A 15,713-nucleotide genomic window follows, 5' to 3' on the forward strand; every position below is an offset into this window, starting at 1 on the left:
GCGTGGGCGTCCCGAGAAGGAACTGTGGTTCCGGGCGCCCGGAGCCCACCTTCCTTTGGGGGGCGAAAGGCCGTCGCCCTCTTCGGGGGGGGGCCCCGCCGCCTTGTCCGTCAGACTGTGGCAGGCTCAGCTGAAGGAGTCGCCGCAGGCGCAGGAACCCGTCGCGTTCGGGTTGTCGATCGTGAAGCCCTGCTTCTCGATCGTGTCCACGAAGTCGACGGTGGCGCCGCCCAGGTACGGAGCGCTCATTCGGTCGGTGACGACCTTGACCCCGCCGAAGTCCTTCTCCACGTCGCCGTCGAGCGAGCGCTCGTCGAAGAAGAGCTGGTAGCGCAGGCCGGAGCAGCCGCCGGGCTGGACGGCGACACGCAGCGCGAGGTCGTCGCGGCCTTCCTGGTCGAGCAGGGCCTTGACCTTCGACGCGGCGGCGTCGGTCAGAATGATGCCGTCGGTGACGGTGGTGGTCTCGTCCGATACGGACATCTACATCTCTCCCGGGTTGTACGGAGACTGCTTGCCGACGATTGCAACCGGCGCTACCGCGGATTCATTCCGGGCCGGGCATTCGCAGGGTCGCCTTTTTGTTTCCCTCTTCATGCTCGCACACGGGCCCCGGTAGGCACAGCGACCTGTAGAGGGACCCGGGCGGGATTCACGTCACATCGACGCTATGGCCATCGTCAAAGTGACGTGAAGCGGTTATGATAGATAGCGTCAGTTAGACGAAAAGTAGAAAGGGTGCGTGTCGTGACCACCGCCCAGACCCCGGAACTCGACGTACAGCCGACTCCGCTCGCCCTGCTGCTTCTCGGCCGTGAGGCCGACCCGAAGAGCGAGCGTGGCGTCGAGTGTCCCGGCGACCTGCCCTCGCCGTCCGACCCCGATCTGGTCGAGCGCGCCCGCGCGGCCAAGGAGAAGCTCGGCGACAAGGTCTTCGTGCTCGGCCACCACTACCAGCGCGACGAGGTCATCCAGTTCGCCGACGTCACGGGCGACTCCTTCAAGCTGGCCCGGGACGCGGCCGCGCGCCCGGAGGCCGAGTACATCGTCTTCTGCGGTGTGCACTTCATGGCCGAGTCGGCGGACATCCTGACGTCCGACGACCAGAAGGTCGTCCTGCCGGACCTGGCCGCCGGCTGCTCCATGGCGGACATGGCCACCGCAGAGCAGGTCGCCGAGTGCTGGGACGTGCTGACCGAGGCGGGCATCGCCGAGCAGGTGGTGCCGGTCTCGTACATGAACTCCTCGGCCGACATCAAGGCGTTCACCGGCAAGCACGGTGGCACCATCTGCACCTCGTCCAACGCCAAGCGCGCCCTGGACTGGGCCTTTGAGCAGGGTGAGAAGGTGTTGTTCCTGCCGGACCAGCACCTGGGCCGCAACACCGCCGTCCGCGACATGGGGATGTCCCTGGACGACTGCGTGGTCTACAACCCGCACAAGCCGAACGGCGGGCTGACCGCGGACGAGCTGCGCGCCGCGAAGATGATCCTGTGGCGCGGCCACTGCTCGGTCCACGGCCGCTTCAGCCTCGACTCGGTGAACGACGTCCGCGCCCGCATCCCCGACGTCAACGTCCTGGTCCACCCCGAGTGCAAGCACGAGGTCGTGGCCGCCGCCGACCACGTCGGCTCGACGGAGTACATCATCAAGGCCCTGGAGGCCGCCCCCGCCGGCTCCAAGTGGGCCATCGGCACCGAGCTGAACCTGGTCCGCCGGCTGGCGAACCGCTTCGCGCCCGAGGGCAAGGAGATCGTCTTCCTCGACAAGACGGTCTGCTTCTGCTCCACCATGAACCGCATCGACCTCCCCCACCTGGTCTGGGCCCTGGAGTCGCTGGCCGAGGGCAACCTGGTCAACCGGATCGAGGTCGACAAGGAGACCGAGGCGTTCGCGAAGCTCGCGCTGGAGCGGATGCTGGCACTGCCGTAGGGATTCCCCGCGTACCACGGAGGCCCGGCCCCCTGTTTCGGGGGGCCGGGCCTCCGTGGCGTCAGACGCCGGCGGGTTCCAGCGCCTCGGACTCCTGGTCCTGCTTCTTCGCCGCCCGTTTCTTCGCCCGGCGCTCCTTGCGCAGCTCCAGCATCGCGTAGAGCGTCGGGACGAGGAGGAGGGTCAGCAGGGTGGAGCTGATCAGACCGCCGATCACGACCACGGCCAGCGGCTGGGCGATGAAGCCGCCCTCGCCGGTGACGCCCAGGGCCATGGGCAGCAGCGCGAAGATCGTCGCCAGGGCCGTCATCAGGATCGGGCGGAGACGGTGGCGGCCGCCCTCCACGACGGCCTCGACGACGCCGTAGCCCTGCCTGCGGTACTGGTTGATGAGGTCGATCAGCACGATGGCGTTGGTCACCACGATGCCGATCAGCATCAGCATGCCGATCATCGCCGGCACGCCCATCGGGGTGCCGGTGGCCACCAGGAGGCCGATCGCGCCCGTGGCCGCGAAGGGGATGGAGACCAGCAGGATCAGCGGCTGCGCCAGCGAGCGGAACGTCGCCACCAGGAGCATGAAGACGATCGCGATCGCCGCCAGCATGGCCAGGCCCAGGTTCTTGAACGCGTCGTCCTGGTCGGAGGACACGCCACCGATCTCGGCCTCGGCGCCCGCCGGCAGCTTCAGGGCCTTGATCTTCGACTGGAGCTGGGTGCTGACCGCGCCGGTGTTGTCCCCGGTCGGCTTGGCCGTGATCGTGGCGGCGCGCTGCCCGTCGATGCGGGTCATCGACACGGGGCCGTCCACCAGCTTGACCGTCGCGATGTCACCGAGCTTCACCGGACCGAGGCGCAGCGCCTTCAGCTGGGCCAGGGTGGTGGCGGGCTTGGCCGACTTCACGACGACGTCACGCTCGGTGTCGTCGAGAATCGCCTTCGCCGCCGTCGTGCCGCGCACGGCCTGCGCGACCGCGGCGCCCAGCTTCTGGTCGTCGAATCCGGTGGCGGCCGCCTTGGGGCCCGCCTTGACCGAGATCCGCGGCACGCTCTCGGCGAGGTCGCTGGTGACGTCCGTGACGTGGTCCAGGCCGGCCACGGTGGAGCGGACCCGGTCGGAGGCCTCGCGCAGCACCTGCGGGTCGGCCGCCTTCACCACGACGCTGAGGTCCTGGTTGCCGAAGCCGTCACCGGCGGAGACGGTCGTCGTGCCGATGCCCTTGAGCTTCCTCAGGCCGTCCTCGAGGTGCTGCTGCACGTCGTCGGAGGCGGCCGAGTCCTTCAGCATGACCTGGTACGACGCCTGGTTGGTGTCGGTCCCGCCGCCGAAGGCCGCCATGAAGCCGGAGGAGCCGACGGTGACCTGGTAGTCCTTGACGCCCTCGGTGGAGGCGAGCAGCTTCTCGACCCGCTTGGCCTGCGCGTCCGTGGCCGCGAGGCTGGTGCCGGGCTTCAGCTCCTGCTTGACCGTGAGGACCTCCTGGTCGCCCTGGTCGAAGAAGTTCGTCTTCAGCAGCCCGGACATGCCGAACGTGACGACGAGGACCACGATCGCGATCAGCACGCTGGTGAGGCGGCGGCGGGTGGCGAAGCGCAGGACCGGAACGTACAGACGCTGGAGGCGGCTGTTCGCCTCCTTCTCCTCGGCCCGCCGGCGGGCCTCCTCGGCGTCCTCGGGGGTGCCCTTGGGGGCCCGCAGGAACCAGTACGACAGGACCGGTACGACCGTCAGCGAGACGAGCAGGGAGGCCAGCAGGGCCGCCGTCACCGTGATGCTGAACGAGCCGAACAGGGCGCCCACCATGCCGCCGACCAGACCGATCGGCAGGAACACGGCGACCGTGGTGAGGGTGGAGGAGGTGACCGCGCCGGCCACCTCGCGCACCGCGCCCAGGATCGCTTCCCTGCGCTCCTCGCCGTAGCCGAGGTGCCGCTTGATGTTCTCCAGGACCACGATCGAGTCGTCGACGACCCGGCCGATGGCGATGGTCAGCGCGCCGAGCGTGAGCATGTTCAGGGACAGGCCGCGGGTCCACAGCACGATCAGCGCGAGGACGACCGACAGCGGGATGGACACCGCCGTCACCAGCGTCGAGCGGACCGAGGCCAGGAAGACCAGGATGATCAGGACCGCGAACAGCAGGCCGAGCGCGCCCTCGGTGGTCAGGCCCTTGATGGACTTGGACACCGCCGGGCCCTGGTCGCTGACGACCGTGAGCTTCGCGCCGGAGCCGAGGTCCGCGCGCAGGCCGGGCAGCTTGTCCTCGACCGCGTTGGAGATGGAGACCGCGCTGCCGTCGTGGTCCATCGTCACGTTGACGGCGAGGCTGGGCCGGCCGTCGGTGCGGGTGATGGAGTCGGCCGGGGCCGGCCGTTCCTTGACGGTGGCCACGGAACCGAGGCGCACGGGCTTCGCGGCGCCCTCGCCGGTGACCATCAGGTCCCGGATCTGCGCGAGCGAGGTGAAGCCGCCGCCGACCTGCACGGTGCGGTTGGCGCCGTCCTCGTCGAAGGAGCCGGCCGGGACGGTGGCGCCGCCCGCCTGCAGCGCCTGGCCGACGGCGGCGGAGGTGAGACCCGCCCGCGCGAGCTTCGCGTCGTTCGGGGTGACGGCGACCTGGAGGTCACGGACGCCGGTGACCTGGACGCGGCCGACGCCGTCGATGTCCTTCAGGGCAGGTACGACCGTCTTGTCGAGCTTGTCGGCGAGCGCCTGCTGGTCCTTGCCGGAGGTGACGGCGAGGACCACGGTCGGCATGTCGTCGGTGGAGCCGGAGACGACCTGCGGGTCGACGTCGTCCGGGAGCTGGGCGCGGGCCCGGTTGACGGCCTGCTGGACGTCGCTGACGAGCCGCTTGGTGTCGTTGCCGTAGTCGAAGGACGCCATGATCACGGCGTTGCCCTCGCTCGCGGTGGAGGTGACGCCGGTGATGCCGTCGACGCCCTGGAGGTTGTCCTCGATGGGCTCGACGACCTGCTTCTCCACGACGTCGGGTGCGGCGCCCTGGTACGGCGCGATGACCGACACCATCGGCAGCTCGATGGTGGGCAGGAGCTGCTGCTTGATCTGGGGTATCGCGATCAGCCCGAAGACGAGCGCGATGAGCGACACGAGCCCGACGAGGGCCCGTTGCGCGAGGCTGAATCTCGACAGCCAGGACATGGATCAGGGTCTCTCTTCTGTGAGCGGCGGACGCGGCGCGGGACGCACAGGTGAGCGCCCACCTCAACACCCTGAGCCATGCGGGAGGGCCGTTCCGTAGGCCCCAGGTCCATTTCCTTATCCGGTCCCTACTCCGCGCGCAGTACGCCCGGGTGGAGATCAGTCCATCCTCGGACGTACCAGCCCCGACTCGTAGGCGATCACGACGAGCTGGGCCCGGTCCCGGGCGCCCAGCTTGGCCATGGCCCGGTTGACGTGTGTCTTCACGGTGAGCGGGCTGACCTCGAGGCGTTCGGCGATCTCGTCGTTGGAGTGGCCGCCGGCGACCTGGACCAGCACCTCGCGCTCGCGGCCGGTGAGCGCGTCGAGGCGTTCGGAGCGGGCGGGGTCGCGGCCGTCGTCGCCGTCGCCCTGGGCGAGGAAGCGGGCGATCAGCCCCTTGGTGGCGGCCGGGGAGAGCAGGGCCTCGCCGCCCGCCGCGACCCGGATGGCGTTCAGCAGTTCCTCGGGCTCGCTGCCCTTGCCTAGGAAGCCGGAGGCACCCGCGCGCAGGGACTGGATCACGTAGTCGTCGACCTCGAAGGTGGTCAGGATGACCACGCGGACCTGCGCCAGGGAGGGGTCGGCGCTGATCAGCCGGGTGGCTGCGAGGCCGTCGGTGCCGGGCATCCGGATGTCCATGAGGACGACGTCGGCGCTCTGCTCCTTGGCCAGCCGGACCGCCTCGGAGCCGTCGGAGGCCTCCCCCACCACCTCCATGTCCGGCTCGGAGTCGACCAGCACCCGGAACGCGCTGCGCAGCAGTGCCTGGTCGTCGGCGAGCAGGACACGGATCGTCATGCGGGCTCCCCCTGGGCCGTCGTACGGGTCTTGACCGGCAGGATCGCATGGACGCGGAAGCCGCCGCCGTAGCGGGGGCCGGTGGTCAGGGTGCCGCCGACGGCGGTGACCCGCTCCCGCATGCCGAGCAGCCCGTGGCCGCCGCCCGCCCCGGGCGCACCGCCCGCGCCCGCGCCGTCGTCCAGGACGGTGACCTCGATGTGCGGTCCGACCCGTACGACGCTGACCTCGGCCTTGGCGCCGGCACCCGCGTGCTTCTGCACGTTCGTCAGGGCTTCCTGGACGATCCGGTAGCCGGCCAGGTCGACGGCGGCAGGCAGTTCGGTGCCGTGGTCGGCACGGGCCACCTCGACCGGGAGCCCCGCGCTGCGGAAGGTGCCGGCGAGGTCCTCGAGACGGCTGAGGCCGGGGGCGGGTTCGGTGGGCGCCTCGGGGTCGCCGGACTGGCGGAGCAGGCCGACGGTGGCCCGCAGTTCGTTCAGCGCGGAGCGGCTGGCGTCGCGCACGTGGGCGAGAGCCTCCTTGGCCTGGTCGGGACGCTTGTCCATGACGTGCGCGGCGACTCCGGCCTGCACGTTGACCAGGGCGATGTGGTGGGCGACGACGTCGTGCAGATCGCGGGCGATGCGCAGCCGCTCCTCGGCGACCCGGCGGCGGGCCTCCTCCTCGCGGGTGCGCTCGGCCCGTTCGGCGCGCTCCCGCATGGCCTGCACGACCGCCCGGCGGCTGCGTACGGCGTCCCCGGCGGTGGCGCCGATACCGGTCCAGGCGAGCACGCCCAGGTTCTCCTGGGCGTACCAGGGCAGGGTGCTGCCGAGCATGGCGGCGGCGGTCAGCACCGTCATGGTGAGCAGCCCGACCCGCCAGGTGGTGGTGCGGTCGGTCCTCGACGCGACGGTGTAGAGGGCGACCACGGCGGACATGGCGACCGGGGCGCGTGGGTCGCCGGTGAAGAACTCGATCAGGGAGACGGTGCCGGTGACGACGAGGACCGTCTTGGGGGCGCGGCGGCGGAAGACGAGCGCGGCGGCGCCGACGGTCATCAGGAAGAGGCCGAGCGGTGCCGGGCTGCGTACGCCCCAGGTGACGCCGTTCTCCCCACTGGGCACCACGAACGACCCGGCGACCATGCACACCAGCACGCCCGCCGCGATGGCCGCGTCCAGCGCGAGGGGGTGGGCCTTGAGGCCGCACCGGGCGCGTTCCAGAGTGCTCACGGTCTGAACAGTACGGCGCCTTTCCGGCGGGCGGGGCGGTCAGGCCGTGATGTGCGAGCCTCACCGGCCGTCAGCTGTCGAGCGGAGTTCGCGCACGGTATGGAGACCGGATGCCCGGTGTTGGCCGTACATGCTCAACCTTCTGGTCGGCATTCGCGCCGCCCGGCCGGATGCGTCCCATGGACGAAAGGCACCCCGTGCGTCCTTCCCCCTCGCTGTCGCGCCGCGCCCTCTGGCCGGCCGCCGCCCTCGCCGTGGTGTGCGCCACCGGTCCGGTCGGTCCCGCGCAGGCCGTCACCTACGGCACGCCGACGATCAAGCTTTCCTCGGCCTACCTGTCCGGCGCGGTCGGCAGCACCGGTGACCCGACGGTCGCAGTGACGGTCGCACAGAGCGGCGCGGACGCCTCGGCGCTGACGGTGACGGCGACGAAGAGCAACCGTACCTCCGTGGCGGCCACCACCGACGTACGGGTCACGGGCACCGGAGGCGGCCGTACCGTCGGCGTCACCGCGCACGCCCAGGGCTATGCGGACCTCACGCTGAAGGTGACGGGGCTCGGCGGCAAGACGGCCGGCACGACCCTGCACTACGCGGCCTCACCCGGCGTGCAGCGCTCCGCCGACGCCCGCTACCTGACCGTCGCCTCGGACGCCTCCGCCGCCGTTGACGTCGGGGGCGGCTACGTCGTCGTCGGCAACGACGAGGACAACACCCTGCGCCTGTACGACGGCTCGGCCTCCGGCGCCCCGGTGCGGACCTGGGACCTGGACGGTGCGCTGGGCGCCGACAAGGAGGTCGACATCGAGGGCGCGACGCGCGTCGGCGACACGATCTACTGGACGGGTTCGCTGGGCAACAACAAGGACGGCGTGTACAAGTCCGACCGCAACACGGTGTTCACCACCACCGTCTCCGGCTCGGGCGCGGCCACCTCGCTCACCTTCGGCAGCGCGGGGCACGGGCTGCGCGACGACCTGGTGGCCTGGGACGAGGCGAACGGCGACCGGTACGGCTTCGCCGCCGCGACGGCCGACGGGCAGACCCCGAAGCAGGTGGACGGCTTCAACGTGGAGGGTCTGGAGTTCGCGCCGGGCTCCACCACCACCGCCTACGTCGGCTTCCGCGCCCCGCTGGTGCCGCCGCAGTCGGGCGGCAGGGCGCTGATCGTGCCGGTGACCGACATGGACAAGGTGGTGCACGGCACGAAGGCCACGTTCGGGACGCCGATCGAGCTGGACCTGGGCGGTCTGTCCGTCCGGGACCTGCGCCGCAACGACAAGGGGCAGTTCCTGATCCTGGCCGGGTCCTGGGCGGCCGACGACAACAGCGACCCCTACGCCCTGTACACGTGGGACGGCGTGGCGGGGCACCAGCCGGTGAAGAAGCTGGATCTGCCCACGTCGGACGCGGGCGGCTGGGAGTCCATCGTCTCCGTGCCCGACCTGGACGTCTCCGGTGCCCGGGTGCAGCTGATCACCGACGACGGTTCCGCCGACCTCTACGGCGACGGCATCGCGGCGAAGGACCTCAGCCACCCGGAGTGGCAGAAGTCCCGCACCACCTGGTTCACGCTGAACTGACCCGGGGCGTGCTCAGCCCGGGATCAGCCCGTCCTCGCTGAGCAGCTCCCGGACCTCCTCGAGCGTCGCGTCCGAGGAGGGAAGGATGAGTTCCGAGGGTTCCAGGGCGTCGTCCGGCAGGGGGCTGCCGAGTCGCCGGACGGCGTCGAGGAGCGTGGAGAGCGTGCGACGGAAGCCCTGCTCGTCGCCGCTCTCCATCTCCGCCAGCAGTTCGTCGTCCAGCTTGTTCAGCTCGGTGAAGTGGGCGTCGTCCAGCTTCACCTGGCCCTCCCCCATGATCCGTACGATCACGTCGGCCTCCTCGGCTCGGGGTCCCGGCGCCGGACTACTGCTTGTCGAAGCGCGGGGTGTCCTGCGGCTGCTGCTGGGACTGTCCCTGGCCGGCGCCGCCCTCGATCGCCTGCTGCGGCGAGCCTCCGGCCAGCTCCGCCTTCATGCGCTGCAGTTCCAGCTCTACATCCGTACCACCGGAGAGCCGGTCCAGCTCGGCCTGGATGTCGTCCTTGGCCATGCCGGAGGGGTCGTCCAGGGCGCCGGAGGCGAGCAGCTCGTCGATGGCGCCGGCCCGGGCCTGGAGCTGGGCGGTCTTGTCCTCGGCGCGCTGGATGGCGAGGCCGACGTCGCCCATCTCCTCGGAGATGCCGGAGAAGGCCTCGCCGATGCGGGTCTGGGCCTGGGCCGCGGTGTAGGTGGCCTTGATGGTCTCCTTCTTCGTGCGGAACGCGTCCACCTTGGCCTGCAGGCGCTGGGCCGCCAGGGTGAGCTTCTCCTCCTCGCCCTGCAGCGTCGCGTGCTGCGTCTCGAGGTCGGTGACCTGCTGCTGGAGGGCGGCGCGGCGGGAGAGCGCCTCGCGGGCGAGGTCCTCGCGGCCGAGGGCGAGCGCCTTGCGGCCCTGGTCCTCCAGCTTGGTGGACTGCTGCTGCAACTGGTTGAGCTGGAGTTCCAGGCGCTTGCGGGAGGTCGCCACGTCGGCCACGCCCCGGCGCACCTTCTGCAGCAGCTCCAGCTGCTTCTGGTACGAGTAATCGAGGGTCTCGCGCGGGTCCTCGGCCCGGTCAAGGGCCTTGTTCGCCTTCGCGCGGAAGATCATCCCCATACGCTTCATGACACCGCTCATGGGCTTCGCGCGCCCCCTTCTGACGGACTCCAGCTCACAGATCCTGCGACAGAACCCACAGTACGGGCCCTGACTCCATTACCGCACTGTTCGGGGAGTGATGCGCTCATCCCCAAGGACGACTGCGGACGTTATCGCTCCGGCGTGAGGAGTAGGTGGCCCCCCGGGTGGGCCCTCGCAGTCCTTTCGGTGACCGCCGGGTGAAGCGTCTGCAACGTCCCCTCTGTCCCCTACAGACGCCCGGTGTTGCCGGATCGTTCCCCGGTGGGCTGGGGTCCATGCCGGTGGAGCCCGTACCCTTGGGTTTTGTGTTCCGTAGCCGTGCCAAGGAAGAGAAGGCCCCCGCCGACAAGGCGCCGGTGAACTTCTCCAAGCAGCCCCGTGACCCGCAGGCCCCCAAGGGCCGGCCCACCCCCAAGCGCAGTGAGGCCCAGTCCCAGCGCCGCAGCGTCGCCAACACGCCGACGACGCGCAAGGACGCCGCCAAGCGTCAGCGCGAGGACCGCCGTCAGGCCCTGGAGCGGCAGCGCCAGGCGCTGGCCGGCGGTGACGAGCGCTATCTGCCGGTCCGGGACAAGGGTCCGGTCCGCAAGTTCGCGCGCGACTGGGTGGACTCCCGGTTCAACGTGGCGGAGTTCTTCCTGCCGCTGGCCGTGGTCATCCTGGTCCTCAGCATCGTGCGGGTGCCCGCGATCCAGGCCCTGGCGCTGTGGCTGTGGCTCGTGGTGATCGTGCTGATCGTGCTCGACGCGGCCGTCAGCGGCTTCCGGCTGAAGAAGCGGCTGGCGGAGCGCTTCCCCGACGTCAACCGCCGCGGCGCCGTCGCCTACGGCCTGATGCGCTCCCTCCAGATGCGCCGGCTCCGGCTGCCGAAGCCGCAGGTCAAGCGCGGAGAGCGGCCCTGAGCGCAGACGCTTTCACCGGGGGCGCGGCCGATGCCTGGCTGAGCAGGCTGGGCGGGCTGCGTGATGTCGTACGACAGGAGCTGGTGGCCCGGCAGCTCGACGAGCAGGTAGCCGGGCGGTTCCGCGTCGGGCAGCGGCTGCGGGTGCTCGACGTGGGGACGGGTCAGGGCACGCAGGCGCTGCGGCTGGCCCGGCTCGGGCACCAGGTGACCGGCGTCGAGCAGGACGCGACGATGATCGCGGCCGCGCGCGAGGCGCTCGCCGGTGAGCCCGAGGGCATCCGGGAGCGGGTCCGGCTGGTGCAGGGGGACGGACGGGACACCGGCGTGCACTTCCTGCCGGGCAGCTTCGACGTGGTGCTGTGCCACGGCGTACTGATGTACGTCGAGGAGCCCGACCCGCTGGTGGCCGGGCTGGCCCGGATGCTCGCGCCGGGCGGGCTGCTCTCGCTCCTCGTGCGCAACGGCGACGCGCTCGCGATGCGGCCGGGTCTGTCCGGCGACTGGGCGGGCGCGCTGGCCGCGTTCGACACCGCCTCCTACCGCAATCGCCTCGGCCTGGACGTGCGGGCCGACCGGCTGACGGCGCTCACCGCCACGCTGGCCGGCATCGCCGCCCCGCTGCACGCCTGGTACGGCGTGCGGGTGTTCACCGACACGGCGGTGGACGGCGCGGAGGTCCCGGACGACCTGGAGACCCTGCTGGCGGTCGAGGAGCGGGCCGGGCGGACGGATCCGTACCGGGGGGTCGCGGCGCTGCTGCACCTGTGCGGGGTACGCGGCTGAGCCCGTTCCGACGTACCGGGCCGGGTCGGGCCTTCGGCCCGAAGCGACACTCGGGGAATGGACGCTTCCCGTGCCCGCCGGAGGGGCGCGTTCGCCGCCGTGCTCGTGTGTGCCGCGTTCCCGGCCGCCGCCGGTAAGGCGCCGGTGTCACCGATGCGCGAGGGCGGCCCGGCCGCCCGGGCGGCCGTTCCCCTGTCGGCGGGCGACCTGCAGGGCCGGTACCTCGATGGGCGGCACCGAGATCACCACCTCCACGGAGCGGTCCGAGGCGCTCGCGGCCAGGCCCGGGCAGCGGACGAAGGTGGCCTTCCAGCGCGCCGGCACCGGGAAGACGGTGGAGGTGACGCTGGGTGAGCAGTGAGGAGGGCGGTCGGTCCCTCCTCACCCCCGTTCGGGTTACGCCGCGTCGGCGTGCAGGCTCATCGGGCCGTAGATCTCGGTGTTCTCCTCGAACAGCCGGACCTGGTCCGCGCCGCCCTCGAGCAGCGCCTTCCAGTGCTCACCGATCCAGGACTCGGCATCGCCCTGCGTGGTGAACTCCTCCGGCTGCACCGCGGGCTGGACCTCCGTCCCGTCGGCCTTCTCGAACCGCCACGTCCATGCCGTCATCTGGGCCTCCTTTGATCCAACTCCTGATGGCAGCCTAGCCGGAAGCGCAAGAGCCGCTGCGACAGGCGAAAATCGGTTCCGTGGAAGTGACTCTGCTCGGTACCGGTGCTCCCGCGGGGCTGCCCCGCCCCGACTGTCCCTGCGCCGTCTGTGCGACCGCGCTCGGGCCCGACACGCGGGCGGCGACGGCGCTGCTGGTGGACGGCACGCTGCTGCTGGACCTGACGCCCGGGGCGGCGTTCGCGGCGGCGCGGTCCGGGCATTCGCTGGGCGGGGTGCGGCAGGTGCTGCTGTCGCATCCGCACGACGGTCCGGCGGTGGAGGTGCCGGCCGGGCTGCCGCAGCCCGGGCGGGTGCCGGACGGACGGGAGTTGGCGCTGCTGACGGGGCATCGGGTACGGGCCGTGGCGATGGACGCGGGCGGCACCGGGTACGCGGTGACCGGGCCGGACGGACAGCGGCTGCTGTACCTGCCGCCGGGCGGGGCGCCGGCGGGTCTGGAGGAGGCGACGGCGGAGACGTACCACATGGTCCTGGCCGACGTCGTGGGACGCCCGGACGCGCTGGCCCGGCTGCGGGCGGTCGGTTCCGTCGGGCCGACCACGGACGTCGTCGCGGTCCATCTCGACCACGACGTGGCGCAGGGCCCGGAGGTGCGGCGGCGGCTCGCGGCGGCCGGGGCGCGGGTGGTGCCGGACGGTACGACGCTGGTGGTCGGGACGTACGAGGACGTGCCGGACGTGCCGCGCCGGACGCTGGTGCTGGGCGGGGCGCGCTCGGGGAAGTCGGTGGAGGCGGAGCGGCGTCTCGAGGCGTTTCCGGACGTGCTGTACGTGGCGACCGGCGGGACGCGGGGTGGGGACACCGAGTGGGCGGCGCGGGTGGCCGCGCACCGGGAGCGGCGGCCGGGGTCGTGGCGTACGACGGAGACGACCGATCTGGTGCCGCTGCTGGGCGAGGACGGGCCGCCCGTGCTGATCGACTGTCTGTCGCTGTGGCTGACGGACGTCATGGACGCGGTCGGGGCGTGGGACGACGCGGAGTGGGCGGGTGGCGGGGAGAAGGCGCTGCGCGAGCGGGTGCGGGAGCTGGCGGACGCGGTGCGGGCGACGCGGCGGACCGTGGTGGCCGTGTCGAACGAGGTGGGTTCCGGAATCGTGCCCGCGACCGCCTCCGGTCGGCGGTACCGTGACGAACTCGGGCGGCTGAACGCGGCGTTCGCGAGTGAGTGCGAGCAGGTGCTGCTGGTGGTGGCGGGGCAGGCCCTGATGCTGCGGGGCTGATCACGACTGCCCGCGGCCGCGTACGGCGCGACGCGACCCCCTGCGACCAGGTCCTAGCCGTGCTTACGGGCCACGACGCGGTACGCGTTGGAGAAGCGGGTGCGGCGGAGCAGGGGGGCCAGCATGTGGTCCAGGAGTGCGGCGACGTCGAGCACCGGGGCGGCCATGGCTCGCAGGAGCGGGTGGACGTGGGCCAGGGCCAGGGTGAGGGCCGCCGCCAGGTCGTAGGGGATGTGCGGGGCCCTGCGGTCGGTGACGAGGATCGCGCAGCCCTGGGACTCCAGTTCCGCGCGCAGGTTGGCCAGGGGCACCAGGTGGAGGTGGCGGGGCTGGCCGTAGGGGAGCCACCACCTGCCGAGGAGCGTGGCGAACAGGCAGCGCGGGTCGGGCAGTTCGACGACGAGGTGGCCGCCGGGGCGGAGCACGGCGAGCGCGGCACGGAGTTCGGCGCGTGGGTCCGGGGCGTGTGCCAGGTGGTCGAACATGCTCACCACGTCGTAGCGGGCGCGCAGCCGGGCCGCGGTGCCCGGGGTGGTCAGATAGCCGCGGTGGGCCTCCTCGACCCGGCCCTCCAGCAGGGCCTGCTCGACGCGGGCCGTCGGGTCCAGGCCGTCGAAGCTGGTGTAGGGGAAGAACTCCTTCGCCGCCTCGGGGAAGCGGGCGTGGCCCGTGCCCACGTCCAGCCAGCTCTCCGGGTCGGGCAGCGCCGACAGCTTGTGGGCGGTGGCGCGGTGACGGCGGCGGGCCGCGCCGGTGGAGAGGACGCGCTCGGCGAACTCCTCCAGGTGTCTTTCGTAGAAGTCCCGGTGGTAGAAGGCCAGTCCCTCGGCCGTGAGCCGGGGGTTCTGGAAGGAGTGGCGGCAGTCGCCGCACTCGTCGAGGACGAAGGTGCCCGGCCGGTGCCGCAGCGGGTCGGGGGCGCGCAGCCGGGTCCGCAGCCGGGGGGAGCCGCACCAGGGGCAGTCCGTGCGGCGCGGCTCCTGGAAGGGGTCGAAGGGTTCGGTGACCGGCGGGGTGAGGGGCGAGGGCTGCATGGCGGCTCCCTGGGCGACATTCCGCTGCAAACCGGAACGTAGGGGATACCGATCTTGGGTGCAAAGACGTGGTGACCATGAGGTGACGGTGTGGCGCCGAAGCGTTCGTTCGCTGGCGGTACTGTTCGGCGAATGAGCAGCCTTAATCTGGACGACTTCACCGATCTGATCGAGCGCCCGGACGGGGGCGTGCGCCGTGACGCCGAGGCCCGGCGGGAGCGCCAGATCGTGCCGCCCGGGTCGCTCGGGCGCCTGGACGAGCTGGGCGAGTGGCTGGCCGCCGCGCAGGGCGCGGTACCGGTACGGCCGGTCGAGCGGCCGCGGGTGGTTCTCTTCGCCGGTGACCACGGCATCGCCGGACTCGGCGTGTCCGCGCGGCCCGCGGGCAGTGCGGAGCGGCTGGTGCGGGCGGTGCTGGAGGGCGGCAGCCCGGTGTCCGTGCTCGCGCGCCGCCTGGATGTGCCCGTGCGGGTCGTGGACATGGCTCTGGACTGCCCGCCGGACGCCTTCCCGGAGGATGTCGTGCGGCACCGGGTGCGGCGCGGCAGCGGTCGTATCGACGTCGAGGACGCGCTCACCCCGGAGGAGGCCGAGGCGGCCTTCCTCGCGGGCGTGGCGGTCGCCGACGAGGAGGCCGACTCGGGTACGGACCTGGTGGTGCTCGGCGATGTGAGCGTGGGCGGGACCACGGCGGCCGCGGTGCTGATCGCGGCGCTGTGCGGGACCGACGCGTCCGTGGTGACCGGGCGGGGCGGGCTCCCCATCGACGACCTGGCGTGGATGCGCAAGTGCGCGGCGATCCGGGACGCGCTGCGCCGGGCGCGGCCGGTGCTCGGGGACCAGTTGCTGCTGCTCGCGACCGTGGGCGGGGCCGATCTCGCCGCGATGACCGGGTTCCTGCTGCAGTGCGCGGTGCGCAAGCTGCCGGTGATCCTGGACGGTGTGGTGGCCGCCGCGTGCGCGCTGGTCGCCCAGCGGGTCGCGTTCCGGGCGCCGGACTGGTGGCTGGCCGGGCACGACAGCGGGGAGCCGGGGCAGGCCAAGGCGCTGGACCGGATGGCGCTGGAGCCGCTGCTGGAGCAGGGCGTGAAGGTCGGCGAGGGGGTGGGAGCGCTGCTGGCGCTGCCCCTGGTGCGCAGCGCCGCCGCGCTGGCCGCCGAGCTGCCCGAGCAGCCGGACGCCGAGAAGGAACCGGAGGGACCCGAGGAGCCCGAGGAGCAGAAGTAGGCGGAGAAGCCCGAGGAG

15 protein-coding genes are annotated in these 15,713 nt (G+C 72.0%); 7 read left to right on the top strand and 8 right to left on the bottom strand.

Features of this window, described 5'->3' with window-relative positions; translation table 11 throughout:
* Positions 1–126: 126 nt before the first annotated feature.
* Complete coding sequence (locus AC07CM_RS42705; protein ID WP_016435777.1) at positions 127–483, bottom strand: HesB/IscA family protein; 357 nt, start codon at positions 481–483, stop codon at positions 127–129.
* Between the two features lie 264 nt (positions 484–747).
* Between AC07CM_RS42705 and nadA the strand changes: the two genes are divergently transcribed.
* Positions 748–1,932: a quinolinate synthase NadA gene (gene nadA / locus AC07CM_RS42710; RefSeq protein WP_478881946.1), complete on the top strand. Its 1,185-nt coding sequence runs from the start codon at positions 748–750 to the stop codon at positions 1,930–1,932.
* A 61-nt stretch (positions 1,933–1,993) separates the two neighbouring features.
* Here nadA and AC07CM_RS42715 read toward each other — a convergent pair whose 3' ends face one another.
* The 3 genes from AC07CM_RS42715 to AC07CM_RS42725 all read right to left on the bottom strand — a co-directional run bounded on the left by AC07CM_RS42715 (position 1,994) and on the right by AC07CM_RS42725 (position 7,152).
* A complete protein-coding gene (locus AC07CM_RS42715; protein ID WP_478881947.1) occupies positions 1,994–5,095 on the bottom strand; it encodes an efflux RND transporter permease subunit in 3,102 nt (1,033 codons plus the stop codon).
* 159 nt (positions 5,096–5,254) lie between these two features.
* Complete coding sequence (locus AC07CM_RS42720) at positions 5,255–5,935, bottom strand: response regulator (RefSeq protein WP_478881948.1); 681 nt, start codon at positions 5,933–5,935, stop codon at positions 5,255–5,257.
* Positions 5,932–7,152 (bottom strand): sensor histidine kinase, encoded by a 1,221-nt coding sequence (locus tag AC07CM_RS42725; protein ID WP_478881949.1) that lies wholly within the window; start codon positions 7,150–7,152, stop codon positions 5,932–5,934. The genes AC07CM_RS42720 and AC07CM_RS42725 overlap by 4 nt, the downstream gene beginning before the upstream one ends.
* Before the next feature lie 179 nt (positions 7,153–7,331).
* Between AC07CM_RS42725 and AC07CM_RS42730 the strand changes: the two genes are divergently transcribed.
* Positions 7,332–8,735: a DUF3616 domain-containing protein gene (locus AC07CM_RS42730; protein ID WP_478881950.1), complete on the top strand. Its 1,404-nt coding sequence runs from the start codon at positions 7,332–7,334 to the stop codon at positions 8,733–8,735.
* 12 nt (positions 8,736–8,747) lie between these two features.
* On the opposite strand, the gene pspAA is transcribed toward AC07CM_RS42730, so the two are convergent.
* The gene (gene pspAA / locus AC07CM_RS42735; protein ID WP_478881951.1) at positions 8,748–9,026 is read right to left on the bottom strand and encodes a PspA-associated protein PspAA; all 279 of its coding nucleotides are present in this window, start codon (positions 9,024–9,026) and stop codon (positions 8,748–8,750) included.
* A gap of 34 nt (positions 9,027–9,060) precedes the next feature.
* Positions 9,061–9,852, bottom strand: coding sequence for a PspA/IM30 family protein (locus AC07CM_RS42740; protein ID WP_478881952.1), 792 nt, complete (start codon positions 9,850–9,852; stop codon positions 9,061–9,063).
* A gap of 278 nt (positions 9,853–10,130) precedes the next feature.
* Here AC07CM_RS42740 and AC07CM_RS42745 point away from each other — a divergent pair, with 278 nt between their 5' ends.
* The 3 genes from AC07CM_RS42745 to AC07CM_RS42755 all read left to right on the top strand — a co-directional run bounded on the left by AC07CM_RS42745 (position 10,131) and on the right by AC07CM_RS42755 (position 11,903).
* Complete coding sequence (locus AC07CM_RS42745; protein ID WP_478881953.1) at positions 10,131–10,757, top strand: DUF3043 domain-containing protein; 627 nt, start codon at positions 10,131–10,133, stop codon at positions 10,755–10,757.
* Positions 10,758–10,840: 83 nt separating this feature from the next.
* Complete coding sequence (locus AC07CM_RS42750; RefSeq protein ID WP_478881954.1) at positions 10,841–11,542, top strand: class I SAM-dependent methyltransferase; 702 nt, start codon at positions 10,841–10,843, stop codon at positions 11,540–11,542.
* Positions 11,543–11,768: 226 nt separating this feature from the next.
* Positions 11,769–11,903 (top strand): hypothetical protein, encoded by a 135-nt coding sequence (locus AC07CM_RS42755; protein ID WP_478881955.1) that lies wholly within the window; start codon positions 11,769–11,771, stop codon positions 11,901–11,903.
* Positions 11,904–11,938: 35 nt separating this feature from the next.
* Here the strand turns inward: AC07CM_RS42755 and AC07CM_RS42760 are convergent, their stop codons facing one another.
* Positions 11,939–12,151: a hypothetical protein gene (locus AC07CM_RS42760; protein WP_055709718.1), complete on the bottom strand. Its 213-nt coding sequence runs from the start codon at positions 12,149–12,151 to the stop codon at positions 11,939–11,941.
* An 80-nt stretch (positions 12,152–12,231) separates the two neighbouring features.
* On the opposite strand from AC07CM_RS42760, the gene AC07CM_RS42765 reads away from it, so the two are divergent.
* The gene (locus tag AC07CM_RS42765) at positions 12,232–13,434 is read left to right on the top strand and encodes a bifunctional adenosylcobinamide kinase/adenosylcobinamide-phosphate guanylyltransferase (protein WP_478881956.1); all 1,203 of its coding nucleotides are present in this window, start codon (positions 12,232–12,234) and stop codon (positions 13,432–13,434) included.
* 53 nt (positions 13,435–13,487) lie between these two features.
* On the opposite strand, the gene AC07CM_RS42770 is transcribed toward AC07CM_RS42765, so the two are convergent.
* Positions 13,488–14,468: a class I SAM-dependent methyltransferase gene (locus AC07CM_RS42770; protein ID WP_478881957.1), complete on the bottom strand. Its 981-nt coding sequence runs from the start codon at positions 14,466–14,468 to the stop codon at positions 13,488–13,490.
* A gap of 132 nt (positions 14,469–14,600) precedes the next feature.
* Between AC07CM_RS42770 and cobT the strand changes: the two genes are divergently transcribed.
* Positions 14,601–15,695, top strand: coding sequence for a nicotinate-nucleotide--dimethylbenzimidazole phosphoribosyltransferase (gene cobT, locus AC07CM_RS42775; RefSeq protein WP_478881958.1), 1,095 nt, complete (start codon positions 14,601–14,603; stop codon positions 15,693–15,695).
* The last annotated feature ends 18 nt before the right edge of the window (positions 15,696–15,713 follow it).

The organism is Streptomyces sp. NPDC044061, assembly GCF_056434305.1.

Coding starts and splice junctions, on each gene's coding strand:
- cobT (WP_478881958.1), top strand. CDS start 14,601: ATGAGCAGCCTTAATCTGGACGACTTCACCGATCTGATCGAGCGCCCG.
- AC07CM_RS42720 (WP_478881948.1), bottom strand. CDS start 5,935: ATGACGATCCGTGTCCTGCTCGCCGACGACCAGGCACTGCTGCGCAGC.
- AC07CM_RS42730 (WP_478881950.1), top strand. CDS start 7,332: ATGGACGAAAGGCACCCCGTGCGTCCTTCCCCCTCGCTGTCGCGCCGC.
- AC07CM_RS42715 (WP_478881947.1), bottom strand. CDS start 5,095: ATGTCCTGGCTGTCGAGATTCAGCCTCGCGCAACGGGCCCTCGTCGGG.
- AC07CM_RS42740 (WP_478881952.1), bottom strand. CDS start 9,852: ATGAGCGGTGTCATGAAGCGTATGGGGATGATCTTCCGCGCGAAGGCG.
- AC07CM_RS42705 (WP_016435777.1), bottom strand. CDS start 483: ATGTCCGTATCGGACGAGACCACCACCGTCACCGACGGCATCATTCTG.
- AC07CM_RS42760 (WP_055709718.1), bottom strand. CDS start 12,151: ATGACGGCATGGACGTGGCGGTTCGAGAAGGCCGACGGGACGGAGGTC.
- AC07CM_RS42770 (WP_478881957.1), bottom strand. CDS start 14,468: ATGCAGCCCTCGCCCCTCACCCCGCCGGTCACCGAACCCTTCGACCCC.
- AC07CM_RS42745 (WP_478881953.1), top strand. CDS start 10,131: ATGCCGGTGGAGCCCGTACCCTTGGGTTTTGTGTTCCGTAGCCGTGCC.
- AC07CM_RS42755 (WP_478881955.1), top strand. CDS start 11,769: ATGGGCGGCACCGAGATCACCACCTCCACGGAGCGGTCCGAGGCGCTC.